Raw genomic sequence first — 19,651 nt, forward strand, 5'->3', positions numbered from 1 at the left:
ACTCGGCTCCCGCTCATCGAGCGATGTCGCTGACGTTCGGGATCCGCGAGCGCGAGACCACGAGGACGTCGATCACGAGCGATCCGAGCACGGCGACGATGATCGTGACGAACATCGCCGTGCTGTTCAGCCACGGCTGATCGCGCAGCGCCAGGGCCGCGATGATGAAGAGCACGAACTTGGCCAGCCACGTGCCGAGGACGACAGCGAAGAAGCCGCCGATGTCGAGGCGGTTGGCGACGAGGATGCTCGCGGCGGTCAGGGCGACCATCACTCCCCCGACGATCGCGCCGAGCAGGGCGCCGAGCGCACCCTCCGCTCCGGCGGCGAGGAAGCCGACGACGGCACCGATCACCGCCAGGGCGAGGACGAAGACGCCTCCGATGACGAGGGTGCGGCGCAGGACGGGCACCGAGGCGGGCTGCTGACGGACGGCGGCCGGGTTCTCTCCGGTCATGATGCTTCTTTCCGCGCCGCGGGCGACGCTGTCGTGTCACGACCGAGCGGGAGCGCGGCGGACGGACGACCGGGCTCGGAGGCGCGGTCGAGGGGGTCGAGGACGGGCGAGGCCTCGGCGAGCTGGGCAGCCGCCTCGAGCCGCTTGCGCCGGCTGAGCGGGGCGAGCGTCACGATCGTGCAGGCGAGCAGGCCCACCGCGAGGAACACGAGCGGGACCCACAGCACGTCGACGACGAACATCAGCAGGCAGCTGAAGGCGATGACGGCGGTCCACGCGTAGAAGATGAGGACGGCGTGCAGGTGCGAGTGCCCCATGTCGAGCAGGCGGTGGTGGAGGTGCTTCCGGTCGGCGCTGAAGGGCGACTTGCCGGCTCGCAGCCTCCGGAACACCGCGAGACCGAAGTCCATCAGCGGGACGACCAGGATCGCGAAGGGCAGGATGATCGGGATGAACGCGGGGAGAAGCTCCTTCGCCGCGAGCTGGGCCGGGTCGATCTGCCCCGTCACCGCGATGGCCGACGTCGCCATCAGCATGCCGACGAGCAGCGCTCCCCCGTCGCCCATGAACATCTTCGCCGGACGCCAGTTGATCGGCAGGAAGCCGGCGCAGGCGCCGACCAGCACGACCGCGATCAGCGAGGCGAGATTGAAGTAGTCCGTCGGCGAGGTCTGCTGCACGAGCAGGTAGCTGTAGAGGAAGAACACGCCGTTGGAGATGAGAGCGACGCCGGCGACGAGGCCGTCGAGGCCGTCGATGAAGTTGAGGGCGTTGGTCACGAGGACGATCGCGAGCACCGTGATGATGAGCGACATCCACGGGGAGCCGACCGTGAGCCCGCCGATGGGCAGCGAGACGATCTGCACGCCCTTCCACGCGATCAGGCCGGCCGCGATCAGCTGGCCCGCCAGCTTCGTCGTCCAGTCGAGGTCCCAGATGTCGTCGGCCACGCCGATGAGCACGATGAGGAGGCTCGCGCCGAGGATCGCGAGGATCGGCTCCGGATTCGAGAACACCAGCCGGAAGTAGGGCAGCTGCGAGGCGATCGCGAAGCCGACCACGATCCCGAGGAACATCGCGATGCCGCCGAGTCGGGGCGTCGGCCGCGTGTGCATGTCCCTGACCCGGATCTTGGGGTAGAGCCGGTACTTCAGGCTCAGCTTCCAGATCACGAAGGACAGGGCGCCGGTCACGATCGCGACAGCGAGCGAGACGAGGGCGAAGGTGATCATCGGTTACTCACCCGGAGCGGAGTCGGGGCGCGCGCGTCCGCTCGCCGCCGGCTCGTCCTGCAGGCGGGCGCCGGACGCCCAGTCGGGGCGCGCGCTCGGCGCGGGCTGGTCCGACGGTGCGGGCTCATCCGATGCTGCAGGCTCGTTCGACACTGCGGGCTCGTCCGCCTCCGCGTCGGGAAGAGAGGTGTCGGTCGACGCGTCGTAGGACGGCACTGCGGAGGCCGCGCTATCGGGATCCGGAAGCAGGTCGCCGATGACCTCTCGGATCTGCTCGGCCGAGACGACGCCCTGGCGGAGGATGCGCAGAGTGCCGCCCTCGAAGCTCAGCGCCGTCGCATCGACGATCGTGGAGGACTCGCTGGCGCCCGTCGGGCGATCGGTGTAGCGCGTGCCGGCGGCGCCCGCGTCGAGGTAGACGTCGACCGCGTCACCGAGCTGGTCGAACGCCTCCTGGGCCGTGGTGGCGGAGGGCTGCCCGGTCTTGTTCGCCGACGACACCGCGAGCGGTCCGGTCTCGGCGAGCAGCTCGATCGTGACGGGGTTGTCGGGCATGCGCAGGGCGACGGTCCCGCGGGTCTCCCCCAGGTCCCAGACCAGCGACGGCTGGGCGTGCAGCACGATCGTGAGCCCGCCGGGCCAGAAGGCCTTCGCCAGCTCGCGGACAGGCTCCGGGACGTTCTCGGCGAGGGCGTCGAGCGCCGCGAGATCGCCGATCAGCACGGGAGGCGGCGACTGCCTCGTCCGTCCCTTCGCGTCGAGCAGCCGCTGCACGGCGGCCGCGTCGAACGCGTTCGCCGCCACGCCGTAGACGGTGTCGGTGGGGATCACGACGAGCTCGCCACGGCCGATCGCCGTCCGAGCGAGACGGGTGCCGGTGAGGAGGTCGGTGTCGACGGAGCAGTCGTAGATGCGAGCCATAACGCGGCAATGATACCGGCGGGGGCGCCGCGAGAGTTGGAGGCCCCCGGTGCCTTCCGAACTGGGGACACGATCAGCGCCAGGAAAGCGTTCTCTTCGCGCCCGCCGCAACCGGATGGAAACACGGACCGCATAGGGTCGTCGACCGTGAACCTCCCCCCATTCCCGCCAACCGCCGTTCAGCCCCCGACGACCGCCGCTCAGCGCGGTCGATCGATCGGGTCGCAGTCGTGAAGGGGATCATCCTGGCGGGTGGTTCGGGGTCGCGGTTGTGGCCGATCACGAAGGGCATCTCGAAGCAGTTGATGCCGATCTACGACAAGCCCATGATCTACTACCCGCTGTCGACGCTGATGATGGCCGGGATCGATGAGGTACTCGTGATCACGACCCCGGAGTACAACGACCAGTTCCGCGCCCTGTTGGGCGACGGGTCGTCTCTGGGCATGTCGATCTCGTATGCGGTGCAGGAGTCGCCGGACGGGTTGGCGCAGGCGTTCCTCATCGGTGAGGACTTCATCGGCGGCGACTCTGTCGCGCTGGTGCTGGGCGACAACATCTTCCACGGGACCGCGCTGGGCACCGCTCTTGCGGCGAACACCGATGTGGAGGGTGCGGTGATCTTCGCGTACCAGGTCGCGGATCCGCGGGCCTACGGGGTGGTGGAGTTCGATGCGGACTTCCACGCGCTGTCGATCGAGGAGAAGCCCGAGAGGCCTAAGTCGAACTACGCGGTTCCGGGGCTGTACTTCTACGACAACGACATCGTGGCGATCGCGAAGACCATCCAGCCCTCCGCGCGGGGGGAGCTGGAGATCTCGACCGTCAACGAGCGGTACCTCGAGGCGGGCACGTTGAACGTGCAGGTCCTGGATCGGGGGACGGCGTGGCTGGACACGGGGACGTTCGACTCGATGATCGAGGCGACGGAGTTCGTGCGGGTGATCGAGCAGCGTCAGGGGTTCAAGATCGGCTGCATCGAGGAGATCGCCTGGCGCCACGGCTGGATCGACGACACCCAGCTCGCGGCCCTCGCGGCGCCGCTGGTCAAGAGCGGCTACGGCGCCTACCTCAACCGACTCCTCGAACTCGGCGACTCCTCCCCCGTTCGGTGACCCCGAGCGGGGCGACGCCGCTCGTGCGATACCGTCGATCCTGAGAGCCTTCGCCTCCCCCTCGGTCTTCTTCCCCTTCTTTCTCCCCCGAATCAGCAGGAGTACTCGTGCGAATCCTCGTCACCGGCGGTGCCGGCTTCATCGGCAGCAACTTCGTCCACCTGACGCTGCACGAGCGCCCCGAGTCGCAGATCACCGTGCTCGACAAGCTCACCTACGCGGGCAACCGCGACTCGCTCGCCCCCGTCGCCGACCGCATCTCGCTGGTCGAAGGCGACATCTCGGACGCCGAGCTGGTCGACCGCCTCGTCGCCGACTCCGACCTGGTCGTGCACTTCGCCGCGGAGTCGCACAACGACAACTCGCTCAATGACCCGAGCCCGTTCCTCGAGACCAACATCATCGGCACCTACACGCTGCTGCAGGCCGTCCGGAAGCACGACGTGCGCTACCACCACATCTCGACCGACGAGGTCTACGGCGACCTCGAGCTCGACGACCCCGCGAAGTTCACCGAGCGGACCCCGTACAACCCGTCGAGCCCGTACTCGTCGACCAAGGCCGGCAGCGATCTGCTCGTGCGGGCCTGGGTCCGTTCCTTCGGCGTGAAGGCCACCATCTCGAACTGCTCGAACAACTACGGCCCGTACCAGCACGTCGAGAAGTTCATCCCGCGCCAGATCACCAACGTCATCGACGACATCCGTCCCAAACTCTACGGGGCCGGCGAGAACGTCCGCGACTGGATCCACGTCGACGACCACAACAGCGGCGTCTGGGCGATTATCGATCGCGGCGAGATCGGCGAGACCTACCTCATCGGCGCGAACGGCGAGAAGAACAACCTCGAGGTCGTGAAGCTGATCCTCGACGAGTTCGGCCTGCCCGAGACGGCGTTCGACCACGTGACCGACCGCCCCGGCCACGACCTGCGGTACGCCATCGACTCGACGCGCCTGCGCACCGAGCTCGGCTGGCAGCCCCGCTACACCGACTTCGAGTCGGGACTCGCCGCGACCGTGCAGTGGTACCGCGAGAACGAGGCCTGGTGGCGCCCGCAGAAAGCGGCGACCGAGGCGAAGTACGCGGCGCAGACCAGCACCGTTTGACGTTCCTCGGCCTAGGCGCGCTCTTCGCGACTCGAGTCGAGGAGAGCACATGCGGGGGGAGCACCAGACTCGTACCACTCCGTCGGGCCCCCGCTACGGCCTTGAGGCAGCTCCTTCGAGACTGAAGTTCTTCATGGTGGCCATGACCAACGGACCCGAGTCCTGCGACGAACGGACCACTCCGGCAATACCGCGAGTGGGCTTACGCTGGCCGACCTGCGCGGACAACTATCCGATGCACGTCCGTGGCGCTGAGACGGCCCGCTGTCGGGGCGAGCGGAGCATTCCAGAGCCAGTTCGACGCAACCGTCTTCGACGAGGCCAGCGATCTGAGCGATCCGGTCCTCAACCGACCTCAGTTCGAGCCGCATTGTCAATGCGGCCACTCGACTGACCGAAGGGTAACGAAAAATTGTCCGCCCACGTTTGGGGGGGGCAAACGCGTACCATCGCTCGACACCTCTTTCGGGGTGCTCTTTCCCTTTAGAGTCACGAACAGTAACGGTCGCTTTGAGTGAAGCTAAGCGTGAGCCGCACCAGGCAATAGTGGAATCGCGACTCTAGCATCTCGGAATTCACTAGCAAGGCAACACGTCTTTGGGTTAATCGCGGTCGCGACTCCGCACTGCACTACCCACCCTCTGCGATCGTTCGACAGTGCGCATCACTCGAGCTACATCGAAGAGAACTAACGGGCGACATATGAGCGAGACGCGTCAATACGGTCGGCACCAGTGGAAGGCAACACTTCGGTTCGCAATTCTCGCGGCCGTTGTCATGTCTCTCGTATCGTCCATCCTGAGCGCGCCGAGGGCAGAGGCCGCAATCATCGGCTCGGTCACCGAAGCGCATCCTCGGATTCTGAACAGCGCCCAGACCTGGAATGCACTTCGGCAGTCTTCTGCATCGAACCCCGAGCGCGCCGCCCTGCTCGAGCGCGTGAAGTCGAAGGCTTCCACCATCAAGGCGCAAGCAGCATCGACATACAATCCCGCGAATCCAGGCTCCCTCTACGGCATCAGTCAGACTGTGCTCGACCGCAGCTCGACCTTGAGCATCGCCTGGCAACTCTCGGGCGACAACTCCTACGCCGACCGCCTCTGGGCTGAGCTTTCTGCCGCTGCCGCGTTCCCCGACTGGAACCCAGGGCACTTCCTCGATACTGCGACTCTGACGCAGGCCCTCGGTATCGGCTACGACTCGGCGTACTCGTACTGGACAGAGGCCCAGCGCGCCACTCTCCGCACCGCGATCATCGACAAGGGCCTCGAACCGGCGATGGATGCTTATGATGCCAACGCGGGATGGACGACCCAGGACGGCAATTGGAATGTCGTCTCCAACTCGAGCATCGGGATGGGGGCATTAGCCATCTATGAGAGCGACACTGCTTTCGCCGGCACCGTGCTCGACCGATCGCTCGCGAGCCTGAAGTTCGGGCTGAAAGGCTTCGCGCCCGGAGGCGGCTACCGCGAGGGCGCGCAGTACTGGAGTTATGCAGTACAGAACCTCGTCCCGTTCGCCCTTGCACTGCGCATCTCCACCGGCTCGGATCAGGGGATCTTCAGCTCCCCCGGGATGAGCAAGACGGCGAGCATGTCCTACCGCAACGCCGATCCTGACGGCATCCCCTTCAACTACTCGGACTCGAATCTCGTCTCGTACATCGTTCCTGCGCTGTCGGCGCTCGCGAAGGAGTACAACGATCCGGTTGCCGCGAAGGTCGCGGCGGACGCTATTCAAACCGCCGCGATCAACCAGTTCGCGCTGCTCTGGTACGACCCAGCGGCTCCGAAGGCGACGGCGAGCTCCATCGGGACTGCTCTGGACTCGTACTTCGAAGGCGCGGAAGTCGCGACTCTCCGATCCGCCTGGGACCAGCCCGACGCGACCTACGTCGGATTCAAGGCGGCAACACCCTCCGCGAACGGTCACCCCGAGCTCGACGCCGGGACCTTCACGATGAGCGCGCTCGGTGTCAACTGGGCGACTGAACTGGGGCCGGACCAGTACTCCCTGCCGGGCTACGAGAAGGGTCTGGCCGGCGGTGAGCGCTGGACCTACTACAGGAAGCGAGCAGAAGGAAACAACACCCTCCGCATCAATCCGGGGTACGGCGACGACCAGGACAGCACGAAGTCATCGGTCATCTCCGCCAGGGGAAGCTCCCCCGAGAGTGCATTCGCCGTCGCTGATCTCACGTCGAGTCGATCCAGCGAGGTGACCTCCTGGAAGAGAGGAGTGAAGCTAGTCGAGTCTCGATCGGATGTCGTGGTCCAGGATGAAGTCGTGGCGAGCAAGCCGACCACGCTGGTCTGGGGAATGCACACCGGAGCCGCGATCACGATCGCTGCCGACGGACGATCGGCGGTCCTCACTCAGGAGGGCCAGCAGTTGCGCGCGACACTGCTCTCGCCGGCGGGTACGCGATTCACCCAGACGGCTGCTCAACCGTCCTGGATCAGTCCCGCACCTAATGGGCAGACTGCGAACAGTGGCACTCGCAAGCTCACGGTGGAAGTCTCCAATGCGACATCGGCGACGATCGCCGTTCAGCTGACTCCGATCAGGCCCGGGCTCACCGCCCCGGCCCCTTCGCCAGTGAGCCCTCTCAGCAGTTGGACCGTCGATTCCTCACCCGCCGCCACCTTGACCGGCATCTCGCTCTCAGGGGTGCCGGTGCCGGGATTCTCTTCCACTGCGCTCTCCTATGACGTGGACCTGTCCCCCGGCGCCGGGGCTGCCGTTCTTGCGGCGACTGCTCCCCCTGGCACATCGGTGGCGATCAGCCAGCCGTCCTCCACCCCAGGGGTCGGCACGATCACCGTTTCCGCACCTGGTCTGCGCACCGTGAAGTACATCGTGCGCATCTCGGTCGGCGCGACGACCATCGTGAACGCTACGTCGACGACGACCTGGGCGGCGGCTCAGTTCACCAAGGACGGCAACATGAGCACCAAGTGGGTCGGCGGAGGGAACCAATCCCTCCAATACGACTTCGCTACTCCGACGCCGATCTCCTACGTTCGCATCCGCTGGGCCGCCTCGGCACCGAGCAACACGAAGTTCGGGCTGGTCTACAAGAACGAGGTAGGGAAATGGGTCACACTGACCGCATCCGGCCTGCCGAGCAACACGGACTGGGTCACCTACTCCTTCCCGACCAAGACGGCTCGGTACTTCGGCATCAACATCGACAATCAGAACCTCGCCAACAAGTACACAGGCGTTCACGAGATCGAGTTCTACCGCGACCCTGTCGTGGTGTCGGCGCCCGCCCCCCTGACGAAGGTGACGCTCTCGGGGATCGCTGCCAGTCCCCGTGTCGGAGATTCGGGCCAGCTGCGAGCGGCCGTCGCGGATGCCACGACCGGCGCCGCTCTCGCCTCGAGTCAGTACACGGTTCAGTACCGTTCGAGCGATTCGGCGGTGATCGAGGTCGCCGCTGACGGGACGTACGTCGTTCGGGCACAGGGACCCGCTTCGGTCGGGGCGGTCGTCAGCACTGCGGGAGGAGCGACGAGCGAGTCCGGGCTGCGCGCAGGGGCCGCGAACCCCTGGACGGTCGGTCTCGGCGCTACCGCGGACACCTACGTCAGCAATTCAGCCGGTACCAGCAGCACGAACTACGGCTCCTCGGCAGCCCTCTTCGTGAAACGCCACACGGTGTACTCGACGCTGAATCGAGAGGCGTACATGAGATACGACCTCTCGGCTTACACAGGCAAGTCGATCGAATCCGCGAAGCTGCTCGTCTATGGGAATGTCACGGATTCGACGGGCACGGAGGCAGATATCGACCTCCATTCCGTCACGACGCCGTGGAATGAATCGACTGTCAGTTACGCCACGAAACCCACTCTCGGAGCCAGGCTCGGCGGTGCGCATCTCACGTCCTCCCTCGCATCCTTCGAGATCGATGTCACTGCCTACGTGCAGTCACAAGCGGGAGCCGGCGCGCAGACGGCTGAGTTCGGTTTCACCCAGGACGCACCGCCTCAAGGCTCAGGCCTGCTCGTCATCCTCTACGGAAAGGACTCGCCCAAGAAGCCGATCTTGACGGTGACGACCTCTTACGAACCGAATTGACAGTTGCCGGAGACGGTCGGCGAGAAGTGCGATTCAGGGAAGGAGCTCAGTCGTCTCAGGAGTTCCGGCCAGCTCGCCACGCTCGACGGAGGATCGCCGCCTGGACAACGAGTCCGACGACCTCCGCGGCGATCAGGGCCGTGAGGCCGCCCGCCGCTCCGAAGAGGCCGCCGAGGATCACGAGACCGACCAGCCCTGCCGTTGCGGCGGAGAAGATCGCCGCAGTGATGTGGTTGGCCCGATCAGCCGCGACCAGGGCGAGGCCCACTCCACGAGAGGCGGAGATGATCAGGATCAGCACCCCTCCGAGTACCGAGAGATCGAACCCGACCTCGATCTCTCCAGCGAACAGGAGGGGCGCGATGAAAGGCATGGCGACGGCATAGAAGGTGCCGGCGAGCACACCCAGCGCCGCGTTGATGAGAAGAGACTGTCGACTCCGCTCTCTCGACACTGCGGGGTCCGGAACACCGATCCAGCTCTGCAACCTGTTGGGCACAGCAGCGATGATGGTCAATCCCATCCTCATCGGCCGGTCCACAGCGGCGAAGGCGGACACGGAACCGGCGCTCACTACGCCGAGAACCGCTGCCGGAAGTGCTGTGTAGACGGTGCTCACGCCCCTGCCGAGGATGAGGATCGACTGCGCTCTGATGACGGAGGGCGAGTTCCTGAACGACTGGCGGTGCGGCCAGATCGGGGCTCGGGCTGTTCGGGTCGCGAGGACGTATCCGGCGACCGCAGCGACGAGAGAGAGCACTCCATAGGTCTCCAGAGCGGCCCCGAGGAAAATGGCCGCCGCCGTCACCGCCGCCGCCAGCACTCGTGGAACCGTGTCGATGAGAAGGACTGTCAAGGGACGACCCAGACCGATGAAGTACCACGCCGAACTCATCGCGCCGACGACCGTAGCGCTCGCGAGCAACCCGGCAGCGATCTGGTGATCGTGGACGAGGAGGCCGGTCAACAAGCCGGCCGACGGCGCCAGGACCGCGACAGCGACCATCTTGGACGTCAGGGACTCCTCCAGGATGCGGATCCGATTGCTAGCCTCGCGAGCGACTCGCTGCGGCCCGACGACACCCCATCCGAGCTCGGCCAGCACCGCCGCCGCATTGCCGATGGACAAAGCGATCGCGACACTCGCCCAGCCTGCTGCCCCGTACTGGCTCGAGACGGCGGGGATGACAGCGAGAGGGGCCGCAGCGCTGATCGCCGGGATCAGGAAGTAGAGCAGGAGGGAGGCGATTCCGCGGCTCCTTCCCTGACCCCCAGCACCGAGAGGAGACAGTCGCCTCATGGGAGCGTCTGCAGCACGGCGTGAACAGCACGATCGAGCGGTACCCCGAGCACATCGATCAGAGATGGGTCGAAGGATCGGGCTTCTCGCAGGGCCGGGTTCGCGAGGACGTCGACAAGCCCGCCCGCGAGTGCGTCTGGATCATTCGCACGGGCGATGAGGCGGGGGCTCAGCTGTGAACGCGTCCCCTCGAGGTCGTTCATCACAGCGAACCCTCCGAGGGTCGCCATGTCGAGAGGGGGATGCGAGGGGTGAGGGCTCTGTTGAAGGGAGAGGAGCACGTCGAATCCCGCGAGTTGCTCGAAGTAGCCGGCCCAGGAGACTTTCCCTATGGATCGCAGCCGGCGTCCGCCAGGAAGGACAGCATCGTTGTGCTTCTCACCGATCGACCAGAACTCGACGGTGTCCGGGGGACCCTTGAGCCGAGCACTCGCCGATCGCAACGCGGCGACCCCCAGCGCGAACGCGTTTCTGGGTTTGCTCGGGCGCCCATAGAAGCCGACTCGAAGCGGTCCGTCGGGCGTACGAAGCCCCGATGCGGCTTCGAGGCGAGTCAGGTCGATCTGCGGTGCGAAGATCTGCTCGGAAGGGACCATCAGGCCCGCACGCCTCTCGAGGGTGGTGGCGACCGGTCGCGAATTCACGAGGGGTACGAACCCTGCGTGGTAAGTGGACTGCACGACTGCGGAGACAGTCGATCCTGGATAGAAGCCGGCCTCGTAGTCCTGGAGCAGGTAGACCACGCGCGCCGGGTCGAGCAGCCCACTCCGAGCCGCGACATCGAGGGCGTGCGCAGTCGTCCAGTAGGTCGCGAACCAGACGTCGTCGGTCGAGAACGACTCTCGTGCGACATGCCAGACGGAGTAAAGCTCGACAGCCGGAAGCGGGGTCCCCAGATCGGAGGCGACCGCACCCGCCAACCACTTCTCGTCTCCGGAGCGCGGAAGAGGACCGAAGCTGATGACACGTAGTGCGCGCCCGAGGCCCTTCGCGGTCATAGCGGCGACCAGGAGCGCCGTGCGTACACCCGCGAAGTACGAGGAGGGGCCGATCTCGGGCAGAAGGACGTTGACGAAGGGCTCGGTGCCATGGCGCGGTCGAATGCCCGCGAGCACGGTGCTGTAGCGGGTGAGACCTTCGAAGCTCCGCCACGGTCCGTCCTCGACAGTTCGAAGCGTCTTCTCGTGATCGCGCCGGGCGAGCCTCAGCGCCACCGCATCTCGAGCGTCACCGACGGACGTGGGTATGCGCATCAGCTTTCGCCCCTTCTCGCCACAGAGCGGACGGCCTCCGCGACCCCCCTGAACTCGTCCTCGACATACGCATCGAGCCTCGTATCGACAGCCAAGTCCTCCGGCAACTCTTGCTCAGCGAGAGCAGCGAGCGACTCGGCGATGCTCGCCGCCGAGCCGGGACGAGTCGTACGGAGCAGGTTCGGTACAAGGTCTGTGATCTCGCTCAAGGACTCGCTCGACTGAGTCAGGACAGTCCTTCCGCAGGCGAGTCCTTGCCACACCTTGTTCGCTATCACAGACTTCGCCTTCGGCGACGAGCCGAAGACGCCCAGGACGACGTCCGACCAGGCGATATGGCCGGCGAGCTGCTCCTCTGCGACAGGATCCACGAACCGACAGACCGTGCCCAGGCCGAGGTCTGCGACTCGTTTCTCGACAGACGCTCTTCTGCTTCCGCCGCCGATCAGCACGACCTCCACCTCGACCTTCGCCGGAAGGCGCGTGAGGGCTTCCAGGACGAGATCGAGTCCATGAAGCGGGATGTAGTTGCCGTAGTAGAGCACGCGAAGCGGTCCGCCACTGCCACGCCGAGGAGTGGGGCGAGCCCAGGAAGGAGCTCCCACCGGGGCCGACACCACTCGCGAGATGTTCCGATGCTCGGACTCGAGGATACGAGCTCGGTGCCGAGTGTCGATGAGAAGGAGATCTGCGCTGCGAACGGCGAGGAGATCCTGGAGCAGGAACAGCCGTGCCTTGAGCGAACCCTCCGGGGCCTGACGCCAGTCTCCGACAGCCGTTTCGTAAAGCCCGACGAACGCATCGATGACGACTGCTGCGCGGCGGAGTCGAGCGACCGCCCAGACGAGCGGGGCATGACTCCAGTTCATCTCGGCCAGAACGATCACATCAGCCCCTCGCGATGCCCCCCAGAGAGCTCCGACGTCCCGGAGCACACGCGATATCCTCCCCGCACCGCGGGCCTTGAGGACGACATGTGTAATGAAACCCCCGTCATCTTCCAAGCGCCGACGAATCTCACGATTACGTGGATAAGAGGGATCTTCGATGCGGTAGTAGAGAATCTTCACACGCCCGTCGCCGGTGTCATTTGACGGCATTGCGAACTCTTTTCATCACGCCACTCACGACGAGGCCGACCACGAAGACCGGGTCGAGCTGCGCTGCTCTCACGATTGTGCGGACATGACGGCCGCGAGTGCCTGGCGCGTCGCTATTCTTGGCGATCCGGATCAGACCACGGCTCGCTATCTGACGCTCGCTACGACGGCGTACGCGGAGTCCCAGGAGTTCGGCGTAATGGGCTCGGATGTCCTCGGAGGCGCGAATGCTGTTCCTCGGGTCGGTCGTCGATTTTCCGCCGTCCAGAGAGTACTCCGCCGCGACCGTGTCGTGCACTATCACGCTGCCGCGGAGGCTGCCGCGGATGAAGAGCTCGTAGTCTTCGGCATATCGCGGCCAGACAGCCGGCATGTGATCGAAGAGGGCTTCCTCGAGTCGTGACCTGTTCCACAGCAGCGCCGCAGGGGGGGCAGGCGAGAACCCCGTGCGGATCAGCAGTTGAGGTGTTATCCGCCGAGACCAATGGTGATAGAGCGTGCGCTCACCCCCCGCCGTCACCCCGACGGTTCCGCCCATCACGATCGACCAATCCTTCGAGGACGACGCCAGCGCCTTGGATCGTGCGACTCCCTCCGCGAGCAGGCGATCATCTGCGTCGAGAAGCGATACGACGTCACCTGTCGCCCGACGAACCCCCTCCCGTCGGGCCTGCGCCGCGCCCGAATTCGGCTGTCGGACGACGAGGCAGCCCATCGCTTCCGCCGACTCAGCGGTGCGATCAGATGACCCATCATCTACGACGACTACTTCGTCGGCGCCGGATTCCCATGCGCTCGCGATGGCGGAGCCGATGAAATCCTCCGCGTTGTACGCAGGAATGACTACGGAATGGCGCAACCTCGTCATCCCCTTTTCCCTATGGCGATGACGTCGACCAGTGACGACCGAATCCGCGCGACGACTGCGGTCCACGAGAACTGCGATCTCGCGTAAGCGATCCGCTTCTCCGCATTTCCATCGTCGCGATTCGGGTGTTCAAGAGCGGCCGCCAGCGCAATGACATCTGTAGGTGAGACATACACTGCGTGCGGACCGAGATTCTCTCGCATAACAGGAATATCGCTCGCGACGACTGGCGCGCCGAAAGCGAGTGCCTCAACGGGTGGCAGGCCGAAACCTTCATCCAGCGAGGCGAACACGAAGGTCGACGTGTTGGCGTAGAGCCACGCGAGTTCATTATCGGTGACGTTTCCCGCGAGCAGGATCCGCCCTTCGCGTACCGCTTGCTGCACCTCGTCGCTGAACTTGACCGACTTTCCTTGGTAGCCGCCCGCGACAACGAGGGGGGATGCCTTGGTGACCCCTTTCGAGAGGAGCGCAGCCTGGCACACTCTCTCCAGGTTCTTCCGCACGTTCAGGCGACCCACCGTCAGGACGAAGGCGTTGCGCTCGATGTCGAGGTGAGGTTTCACCTGGTCTGCTTCGAGTAGAGCCGGATTGGGAGCCAGCCCGACCGGCTGTGCGGGACGGCGCAACCGGACGTTCGAATCGATGCGCTCGGCCTCGGCGGAGCTGGAGGAGAGAACCCGAACTGCGCGTCGAGCGCTCAGTGGCATGAAGGCGAAGTAGAGCCTCTCGGCTCTCGTGAACCAATTAGGGTTCGTCATGAACAGGACATCCTGTATGAAGACAGCGCTCTTACCCGAGAACGGAGTGAAGTTGTGCGCGAGGATGACGTCTGCCGAGGAACGTCGAGCGACACGCCCAAGCTCGGCCATCACCGCGACCCCTTGCGGTTTGAATCGAAGACCTACGACCTCAACCCGCGGTCCCAACTCTCGCTGCACAACAGCGACATCCCCGTTCGGAACAGCTAGGACCATTTCGTCCTCAGGAAAATCCTGAAGCCAGCCCAGCACGATGCGGTGGACGATCTGCTTGTTCGAAACAGGGCCCTCCTTCCACCAGAAGGCATCGAAGAGCACCTTCACCTCGAAAGCCGCCGTCCGCGGACGAGATCCTCGAGCGCGGCTTCGTAGGACGCGCAGACACCCTCCCAGCTGTAGACCGAGGTCGCCCGCTCCACCGCCCGAGCGCTCAGGTCGTCCTGCTTCGCACGATCGGCCAGGAGAGCCCGGACAGCGACGACGATCTCGTCGGCATCGGGCTGCACGAAAACACCCGCCTCCCCGAGTACTTCACGGTTGTAGGGGGTGTCCCTCGCAACGGTCGGAGAGCCGGCTGCCATTGCACTGACGAGGGCAGGATTCGTACCGCCCACGCTGTGACCGTGGAAGTAGGCACCGGCGTGCTGCCACAACGACTGAAGCTTCTCATCGTCACTCACGTGACCGAGCCACCGCACGCGCTCATGGGAGTCAGCCAGTTGCTGCGCCTGCTCGTCGAGCTCGCCCTGGTAACCGGAGGATCCGACGATCACGACATCGGTTGTCTCGGCGAGCTTCGATGCCGCTGCGAAGAATTCTGAGATGGAGTTCTCCGGAACGAATCGTGCGACAACCAGTACATAGGCGCGTCGTTCGAGCCCGGCGAGCACCGGAAGCGGCGGAGGGACGTCGCCGCCATAGGGGATGAAGTCGCCGTCGACCTTGAACTCTCGACGCCAGCGTGCAGCGATGACGGTGGAATCGTATACCATCCGGTTTCCCCAGCGAGCCGTGGCGACCGCCCCGCGACGGAACACAGCCTTCGCGATGCGTCCCCACTTCGCCCGATCCCACTCGATTCCATCGACGTTGACGAGGGTCGGAATGCCCCTGAGGCGAAGCAACGGAAGCCAGAACCCGTTCGCCACATTCATGACGAGTGCGACGTCGGGCTTGTGGATCATGGCGTGGAGACACGCAGTCAGGCCGTAGCTCAGCGTGCTCAGCGATTTCGACTCGAGTCCGATCGTGATGACACTCTTGATTCGAGGATCAGCTGCCTCGCCATGAGTTCCCAGACCCGCATCCCGACCGTAGACGGTGACGTCCCAATCCGAGTCCGCGAGGTACGGAGCCAGCCGTCGTACTGCGGTCTCGAATCCGCCGTAATAGCTCGGGTACCCGCGGGTCCCGATGATTGCCACGGATCTAGTCAAAGAACCCTCCGGTGCTGGATGTTTCGGTGGTGGACGAGAGAATCCGGTAGATCGCGGAAGCCACTGCCCAGAACGGGGGGCATGACCCGAAGGGAGACGAACGGCGCCTGCGCCAAATATCCTCCTCCGCTTTCTACCGTTGTCGATCGGCGCCAAAGATCACCGAGCGCCTACTCGCCCTCGCTGGCGCATTTTCGATGCTTCAAGTCCTGGACCCGCTCCGGCCCCGGCACTCCGGCCGGCTCCTGATTCGGCAACGCCGTACGACACTTGTGGGTCGCGCTGGCTCGCCGCTCGCAAGCGGCCAGCGGGTTTACCGAATGAGAGACCGGAGGGCCGCTGCCCTCAACGCGAGGGCGACTCTCCGCGGCAACAGTACAGGACCGCCGTTATGCGTCCGCGACCTCCAGCACGTGTGCCTCGAGGAGCTGAGTGACGAATCGCGAGACGTCGCCTCGGATATCGGAGGGCGAGACGCCGTAGTCGGCTGCTGCGGAGAACACGACCGACTCGAGCGACCGAGGAGTCTCGAGAAGATCCCATACCGCTCGGCCGGAGCCTGCCACCAGGAGCGGCAGGCCCGGAACCGTGCTCCTGACTGGGAGAAGGAACGTCGACTCTCCTCGATCGACCGCTGCGACCCCAGCCGCGCGTCGAAGAGGACGGATGTCGTCAGCGTCCGTCAGCGGTGCGGAGCGCTCGGCGCGGGTAAGAGGTGGGCTCGGAGCGCGGCTTTCATCCGCTCTTTCGAGGACACGTCGCGCGACGGGCACTTCAGAAATCTGTCCCCCGGAATGGGACACCGCCGCGGAAGCTCGATCCGCGTGTCGAACGACCTGTTCGAAAGAAGCTCGACTTCGTTCACGCCGCACTATTCGCACTGCAGTTGGAAGTGCGCGACATGCGTCGACCAGTCGGAGGAACCACGTCTTCATCACGCCTCGAGACGTCCGTGGAGTCGCAGGATGATCGATGAGAAGATCTTCAACGCCCGGAAACACAGCCCTCCAGAGGAAGCGGGGCCTGTCGATCAGCCGAACTTCGAGGATTGCGGAGATCCAACTCGCCGCCCGATTGAGCTGGCGTGTGTTCCGTTGCCATTCCAGGTACTTGCGCCCATGTACAGGAACCTGCTGTGTTGCAAGCCCGAATTCAGTGAGGAACGGGGCCAGTGTCGTCGTCGCACCGGTGTCCAGGGCGAGTTGACGGAGTTCTTCGACGACGACGTCCGTCTGAGGACTCTCACGAACAGCGGTCAACGCCTGGTCGAACTCCTGAGCGTGCCTATCGAGATACATCGCTCTGAGCGCGTGAAGAGCCGCGATGACGACGCTGGACGAGAAGTCTGTGCCGACGACGGGCCGCGACGCGATCTCGACTTCGATACGCCTTCTCCATAGCTCCTCGAACACGTTGTCGTCGTCGTTCAGGAATCCGGGAAAGCTGCGATGCACATCCACGTCGCACGGCCAGTCGGGATGGAGGAGCGTCAGGGAGTGAGTCACGAAAGAGCGATGAGCGAATGACTCCGGACGCTCCACCCAGCCCCGCTTCATCAATTCATCGCGAAGCACGTTCACATCAGTCGGATGCACCAGGACATCGACGTCTGACGAGATTCGGTGAGGTCGAACCCGGTGAAAGTTGGCTATCGGCCCCTTGATGAAGAGAGCACGGATCCCCGCGCTCTCTGCCACGCCAGCGACGAGCGCATGCGCAAGATCAACAGCCACCGCGAGCGGTAATTCCTCGATCTCGTCATCCTTCCGCATCAACGATCTGACTCCTTTGCTCGCGACCGGACTGGGCGGCGCGCAATCACGGCGCAGATCAGTGTAATCGCGCAGTCAATCTTTGGAACCTGCAACAGTTCCGCCTGGACGCAGAGCCGGGACAAAATGCCTCACCGCACCGCCACCGTCGCCCGATCGCGCCCCGTCAGATCCCGCTGCGTCGTCGCCCCGCGCCACCCGTCGGCCGTCAGCAGCTCCCGGATCTCCGCCCCCTGCAGCTCTCCGTGCTCGATCACGAGCACTCCCCCGGCGCGCAGCAGCCGGCGCGCCGTGTGCGACAGCTGGCGCACGACGTCGAGTCCGTCCTCTCCGCCGTAGAGCGCCGAGGGCGGATCGTAGAGACGCACCTCCGGATCGCGCGGGACGGCGGCCGAGGGGATGTACGGCGGGTTCGACACGACGACCGAGACGGTCCCGTCGAGCTCCGGGAGTGCACGCGCGATGTCATCGAAGACGATCCGGGCGTTCTCGAGCTCCAGCCGGTCGCGGTTGCCGCGGGCCCAGATGAAGGCCTCGACGGCGTTCTCGACCCCGATCACACGAGCGTGCGGGACCTCGTGGGCGAGCGACAGCGCGATGGCGCCGCTCCCCGTTCCGAGGTCGACGGCGATCGGCGACGGGTCGACGACCGCGCGCAGGGCGTCGATCGCGATCTGCGCGACTCCCTCGGTCTCAGGCCGCGGCACGAAGACGCCAGGGCCGACCGCCAGCTCGAGGGAGCGGAACGGCGCGACGCCGGTGATGTGCTGGAGCGGCTCTCGGGCCGCGCGACGCTCGATCATCCGGTCGATGGCGGCGATGACCGACTCCTCGACCTGGAGGCCGGTGATGAGGCGGGCCTGGAGCTCGCCCCTGCGGAGGCCGAGGACGTGCCCCAGCAGGAGCTCAGCGTCGACCGCGGGGGTCGGCACGAGGGCGGCGGTGAGGCGCGCCGTGGCATCGGCGAGCAGCGTCCGCCCGTCGACGGAGGTGGTCACGGCGATCACGACTCGTCGCTGCCGATGTCGGCGAGACGGGCCTCTTCGTCGAACTGGATCGCGCTCTCGACGACCGGGTCGAGGGCTCCGTTCATGACGCCGTCGAGGTTGTAGGCCTTATAGCCCGTCCGGTGGTCGGCGATCCGATTCTCGGGGAAGTTGTAGGTGCGGATGCGCTCGGAGCGGTCCATCGTGCGGATCTGCGTCTTGCGGGCGTCCGACGCGGCGGCGGCGATCTCCTCCTGCTGACGGGCGAGGATGCGGGCGCGCAGGACGCGCATGCCGGCCTCGCGGTTCTGCAGCTGGCTCTTCTCGTTCTGCATCGATACGACGATCCCGGTCGGGAGGTGGGTGATGCGCACGGCGGAGTCGGTGGTGTTGACCGACTGGCCGCCGGGGCCCGACGAGCGGTAGACGTCGATCTTGAGGTCGTTCTGGCTGATCGCGACCTCCTCGGGTGCGTCCACCTCGGGGAACACCAGGACTCCGGTGGTCGACGTGTGGATGCGTCCCTGCGACTCCGTCACGGGCACGCGCTGCACGCGGTGCACGCCGCCCTCGTACTTCAGGTGCGCCCAGACGCCCTGCGACGGGTCGGTCGCGTTGCTCTTGATGGCCACCTGGACGTTCTTGTAGCCGCCGAGGTCGGACTCGTCGCGATCGAGGATCTCGGTCTTCCAGCCCTTCGCCTCGGCGTAGTGCAGGTACATGCGGAGGAGATCGGCGGCGAACAGCGCGCTCTCGGCTCCGCCCTCGCCGCCCTTGATCTCCATGATCACGTCGCGTCCGTCGTCGGGATCGCGCGGGATGAGGAGGCGGCGCAGCTTCTCCTGGGCGACGCGCAGCGACTCCTCGAGCGCCGGCACCTCCTCGGCGAAGGCGTCGTCCTCACGCGCGAGTTCGCGGGCGGCGTCGAGGTCCTCCCCCGCCTCGATCCACGCGGCGTGCGCGGCCTTGATCTGGCTCAGTTCGGCGTAGCGGCGGTTGACCTTCTTCGAGCGCGCGGCGTCGGCGTGGAGAGCCGGGTCGGAGAGCTGCGTCTGGAGATCCTCGTACTCGGCGAAGAGGACGCTGACGGATTCGAACATGAGGGGGGCCTGGCTTCCGGGTGTTCGTAGGGAGGTGGGTCTCGATACGCCCGCTGCGCGGGCTACTCGACCAGCATGCAACCGATCGGTGCTTTCACCGCTCGGGCTACTCGACCAGCATGCAGCGGGACGGTGCTGTCACCGCTCGGGCT

At 65.5% G+C, this 19,651-nt stretch carries 16 protein-coding genes; 4 read left to right on the forward strand and 12 right to left on the reverse strand.

The window, feature by feature from the left end:
• Nucleotides 1-13 precede the first annotated feature (13 nt).
• Genes GRS96_RS14115 through GRS96_RS14125 form a run of 3 tightly spaced genes read right to left on the reverse strand, consistent with a single transcriptional unit; the run spans nucleotide 14 to nucleotide 2,610 of the window.
• Nucleotides 14-457: a hypothetical protein gene (locus GRS96_RS14115; protein ID WP_159988771.1), complete on the reverse strand. Its 444-nt coding sequence runs from the start codon at nucleotides 455-457 to the stop codon at nucleotides 14-16.
• Nucleotides 454-1,689 carry an MraY family glycosyltransferase gene (locus tag GRS96_RS14120; protein ID WP_159859119.1) on the reverse strand — a complete coding sequence of 412 codons (1,236 nt, stop codon included), beginning with the start codon at nucleotides 1,687-1,689 and terminating at the stop codon, nucleotides 454-456. Before GRS96_RS14120 ends, GRS96_RS14115 begins: the two co-directional genes overlap by 4 nt.
• Before the next feature lie 3 nt (nucleotides 1,690-1,692).
• A complete protein-coding gene (locus GRS96_RS14125) occupies nucleotides 1,693-2,610 on the reverse strand; it encodes an L-threonylcarbamoyladenylate synthase (RefSeq protein ID WP_159988772.1) in 918 nt (305 codons plus the stop codon).
• 230 nt (nucleotides 2,611-2,840) lie between these two features.
• Between GRS96_RS14125 and rfbA the strand changes: the two genes are divergently transcribed.
• The 3 genes from rfbA to GRS96_RS14140 all read left to right on the forward strand — a co-directional run bounded on the left by rfbA (nucleotide 2,841) and on the right by GRS96_RS14140 (nucleotide 8,923).
• The gene (gene rfbA, locus GRS96_RS14130) at nucleotides 2,841-3,725 is read left to right on the forward strand and encodes a glucose-1-phosphate thymidylyltransferase RfbA (RefSeq protein WP_159988773.1); all 885 of its coding nucleotides are present in this window, start codon (nucleotides 2,841-2,843) and stop codon (nucleotides 3,723-3,725) included.
• 107 nt (nucleotides 3,726-3,832) lie between these two features.
• Nucleotides 3,833-4,834 (forward strand): dTDP-glucose 4,6-dehydratase, encoded by a 1,002-nt coding sequence (gene rfbB, locus GRS96_RS14135; RefSeq protein WP_159988774.1) that lies wholly within the window; start codon nucleotides 3,833-3,835, stop codon nucleotides 4,832-4,834.
• Nucleotides 4,835-5,536: 702 nt separating this feature from the next.
• The gene (locus tag GRS96_RS14140; RefSeq protein WP_159988775.1) at nucleotides 5,537-8,923 is read left to right on the forward strand and encodes a CBM96 family carbohydrate-binding protein; all 3,387 of its coding nucleotides are present in this window, start codon (nucleotides 5,537-5,539) and stop codon (nucleotides 8,921-8,923) included.
• 55 nt (nucleotides 8,924-8,978) lie between these two features.
• On the opposite strand, the gene GRS96_RS14145 is transcribed toward GRS96_RS14140, so the two are convergent.
• The 3 genes from GRS96_RS14145 to GRS96_RS14155 all read right to left on the reverse strand — a co-directional run bounded on the left by GRS96_RS14145 (nucleotide 8,979) and on the right by GRS96_RS14155 (nucleotide 12,021).
• Nucleotides 8,979-10,028: a hypothetical protein gene (locus GRS96_RS14145; protein ID WP_159988776.1), complete on the reverse strand. Its 1,050-nt coding sequence runs from the start codon at nucleotides 10,026-10,028 to the stop codon at nucleotides 8,979-8,981.
• A gap of 191 nt (nucleotides 10,029-10,219) precedes the next feature.
• A complete protein-coding gene (locus GRS96_RS14150; protein ID WP_159988777.1) occupies nucleotides 10,220-11,476 on the reverse strand; it encodes a rhamnosyltransferase WsaF family glycosyltransferase in 1,257 nt (418 codons plus the stop codon).
• On the reverse strand, nucleotides 11,476-12,021 hold the full coding sequence (locus GRS96_RS14155; RefSeq protein WP_159988778.1) for a glycosyltransferase: 546 nt from the start codon (nucleotides 12,019-12,021) through the stop codon (nucleotides 11,476-11,478). The genes GRS96_RS14150 and GRS96_RS14155 overlap by 1 nt, the downstream gene beginning before the upstream one ends.
• A 90-nt stretch (nucleotides 12,022-12,111) precedes the next feature.
• Here GRS96_RS14155 and GRS96_RS14160 point away from each other — a divergent pair, with 90 nt between their 5' ends.
• On the forward strand, nucleotides 12,112-12,570 hold the full coding sequence (locus GRS96_RS14160; RefSeq protein WP_159988779.1) for a hypothetical protein: 459 nt from the start codon (nucleotides 12,112-12,114) through the stop codon (nucleotides 12,568-12,570).
• Here the strand turns inward: GRS96_RS14160 and GRS96_RS14165 are convergent.
• The 6 genes from GRS96_RS14165 to prfA all read right to left on the reverse strand — a co-directional run bounded on the left by GRS96_RS14165 (nucleotide 12,563) and on the right by prfA (nucleotide 19,499).
• A complete protein-coding gene (locus GRS96_RS14165; RefSeq protein ID WP_159988780.1) occupies nucleotides 12,563-13,444 on the reverse strand; it encodes a glycosyltransferase family 2 protein in 882 nt (293 codons plus the stop codon). The genes GRS96_RS14160 and GRS96_RS14165 overlap by 8 nt on opposite strands.
• Complete coding sequence (locus GRS96_RS14170) at nucleotides 13,441-14,529, reverse strand: glycosyltransferase family 4 protein (RefSeq protein WP_159988781.1); 1,089 nt, start codon at nucleotides 14,527-14,529, stop codon at nucleotides 13,441-13,443. The genes GRS96_RS14165 and GRS96_RS14170 overlap by 4 nt, the downstream gene beginning before the upstream one ends.
• A complete protein-coding gene (locus GRS96_RS14175; protein WP_236553628.1) occupies nucleotides 14,526-15,629 on the reverse strand; it encodes a glycosyltransferase in 1,104 nt (367 codons plus the stop codon). Before GRS96_RS14175 ends, GRS96_RS14170 begins: the two co-directional genes overlap by 4 nt.
• 401 nt (nucleotides 15,630-16,030) lie before the next feature.
• Nucleotides 16,031-17,413: a PqqD family peptide modification chaperone gene (locus tag GRS96_RS14180; RefSeq protein ID WP_159988783.1), complete on the reverse strand. Its 1,383-nt coding sequence runs from the start codon at nucleotides 17,411-17,413 to the stop codon at nucleotides 16,031-16,033.
• Nucleotides 17,414-17,544: 131 nt separating this feature from the next.
• Complete coding sequence (gene prmC / locus GRS96_RS14185; protein WP_442966636.1) at nucleotides 17,545-18,417, reverse strand: peptide chain release factor N(5)-glutamine methyltransferase; 873 nt, start codon at nucleotides 18,415-18,417, stop codon at nucleotides 17,545-17,547.
• Nucleotides 18,417-19,499: a peptide chain release factor 1 gene (gene prfA / locus GRS96_RS14190; RefSeq protein WP_159988785.1), complete on the reverse strand. Its 1,083-nt coding sequence runs from the start codon at nucleotides 19,497-19,499 to the stop codon at nucleotides 18,417-18,419. The genes prmC and prfA overlap by 1 nt, the downstream gene beginning before the upstream one ends.
• Between the last annotated feature and the right edge of the window lie 152 nt (nucleotides 19,500-19,651).

It is taken from the genome of Rathayibacter sp. VKM Ac-2803 (genome assembly GCF_009807175.1).
GTDB lineage: Bacteria > Actinomycetota > Actinomycetes > Actinomycetales > Microbacteriaceae > Rathayibacter.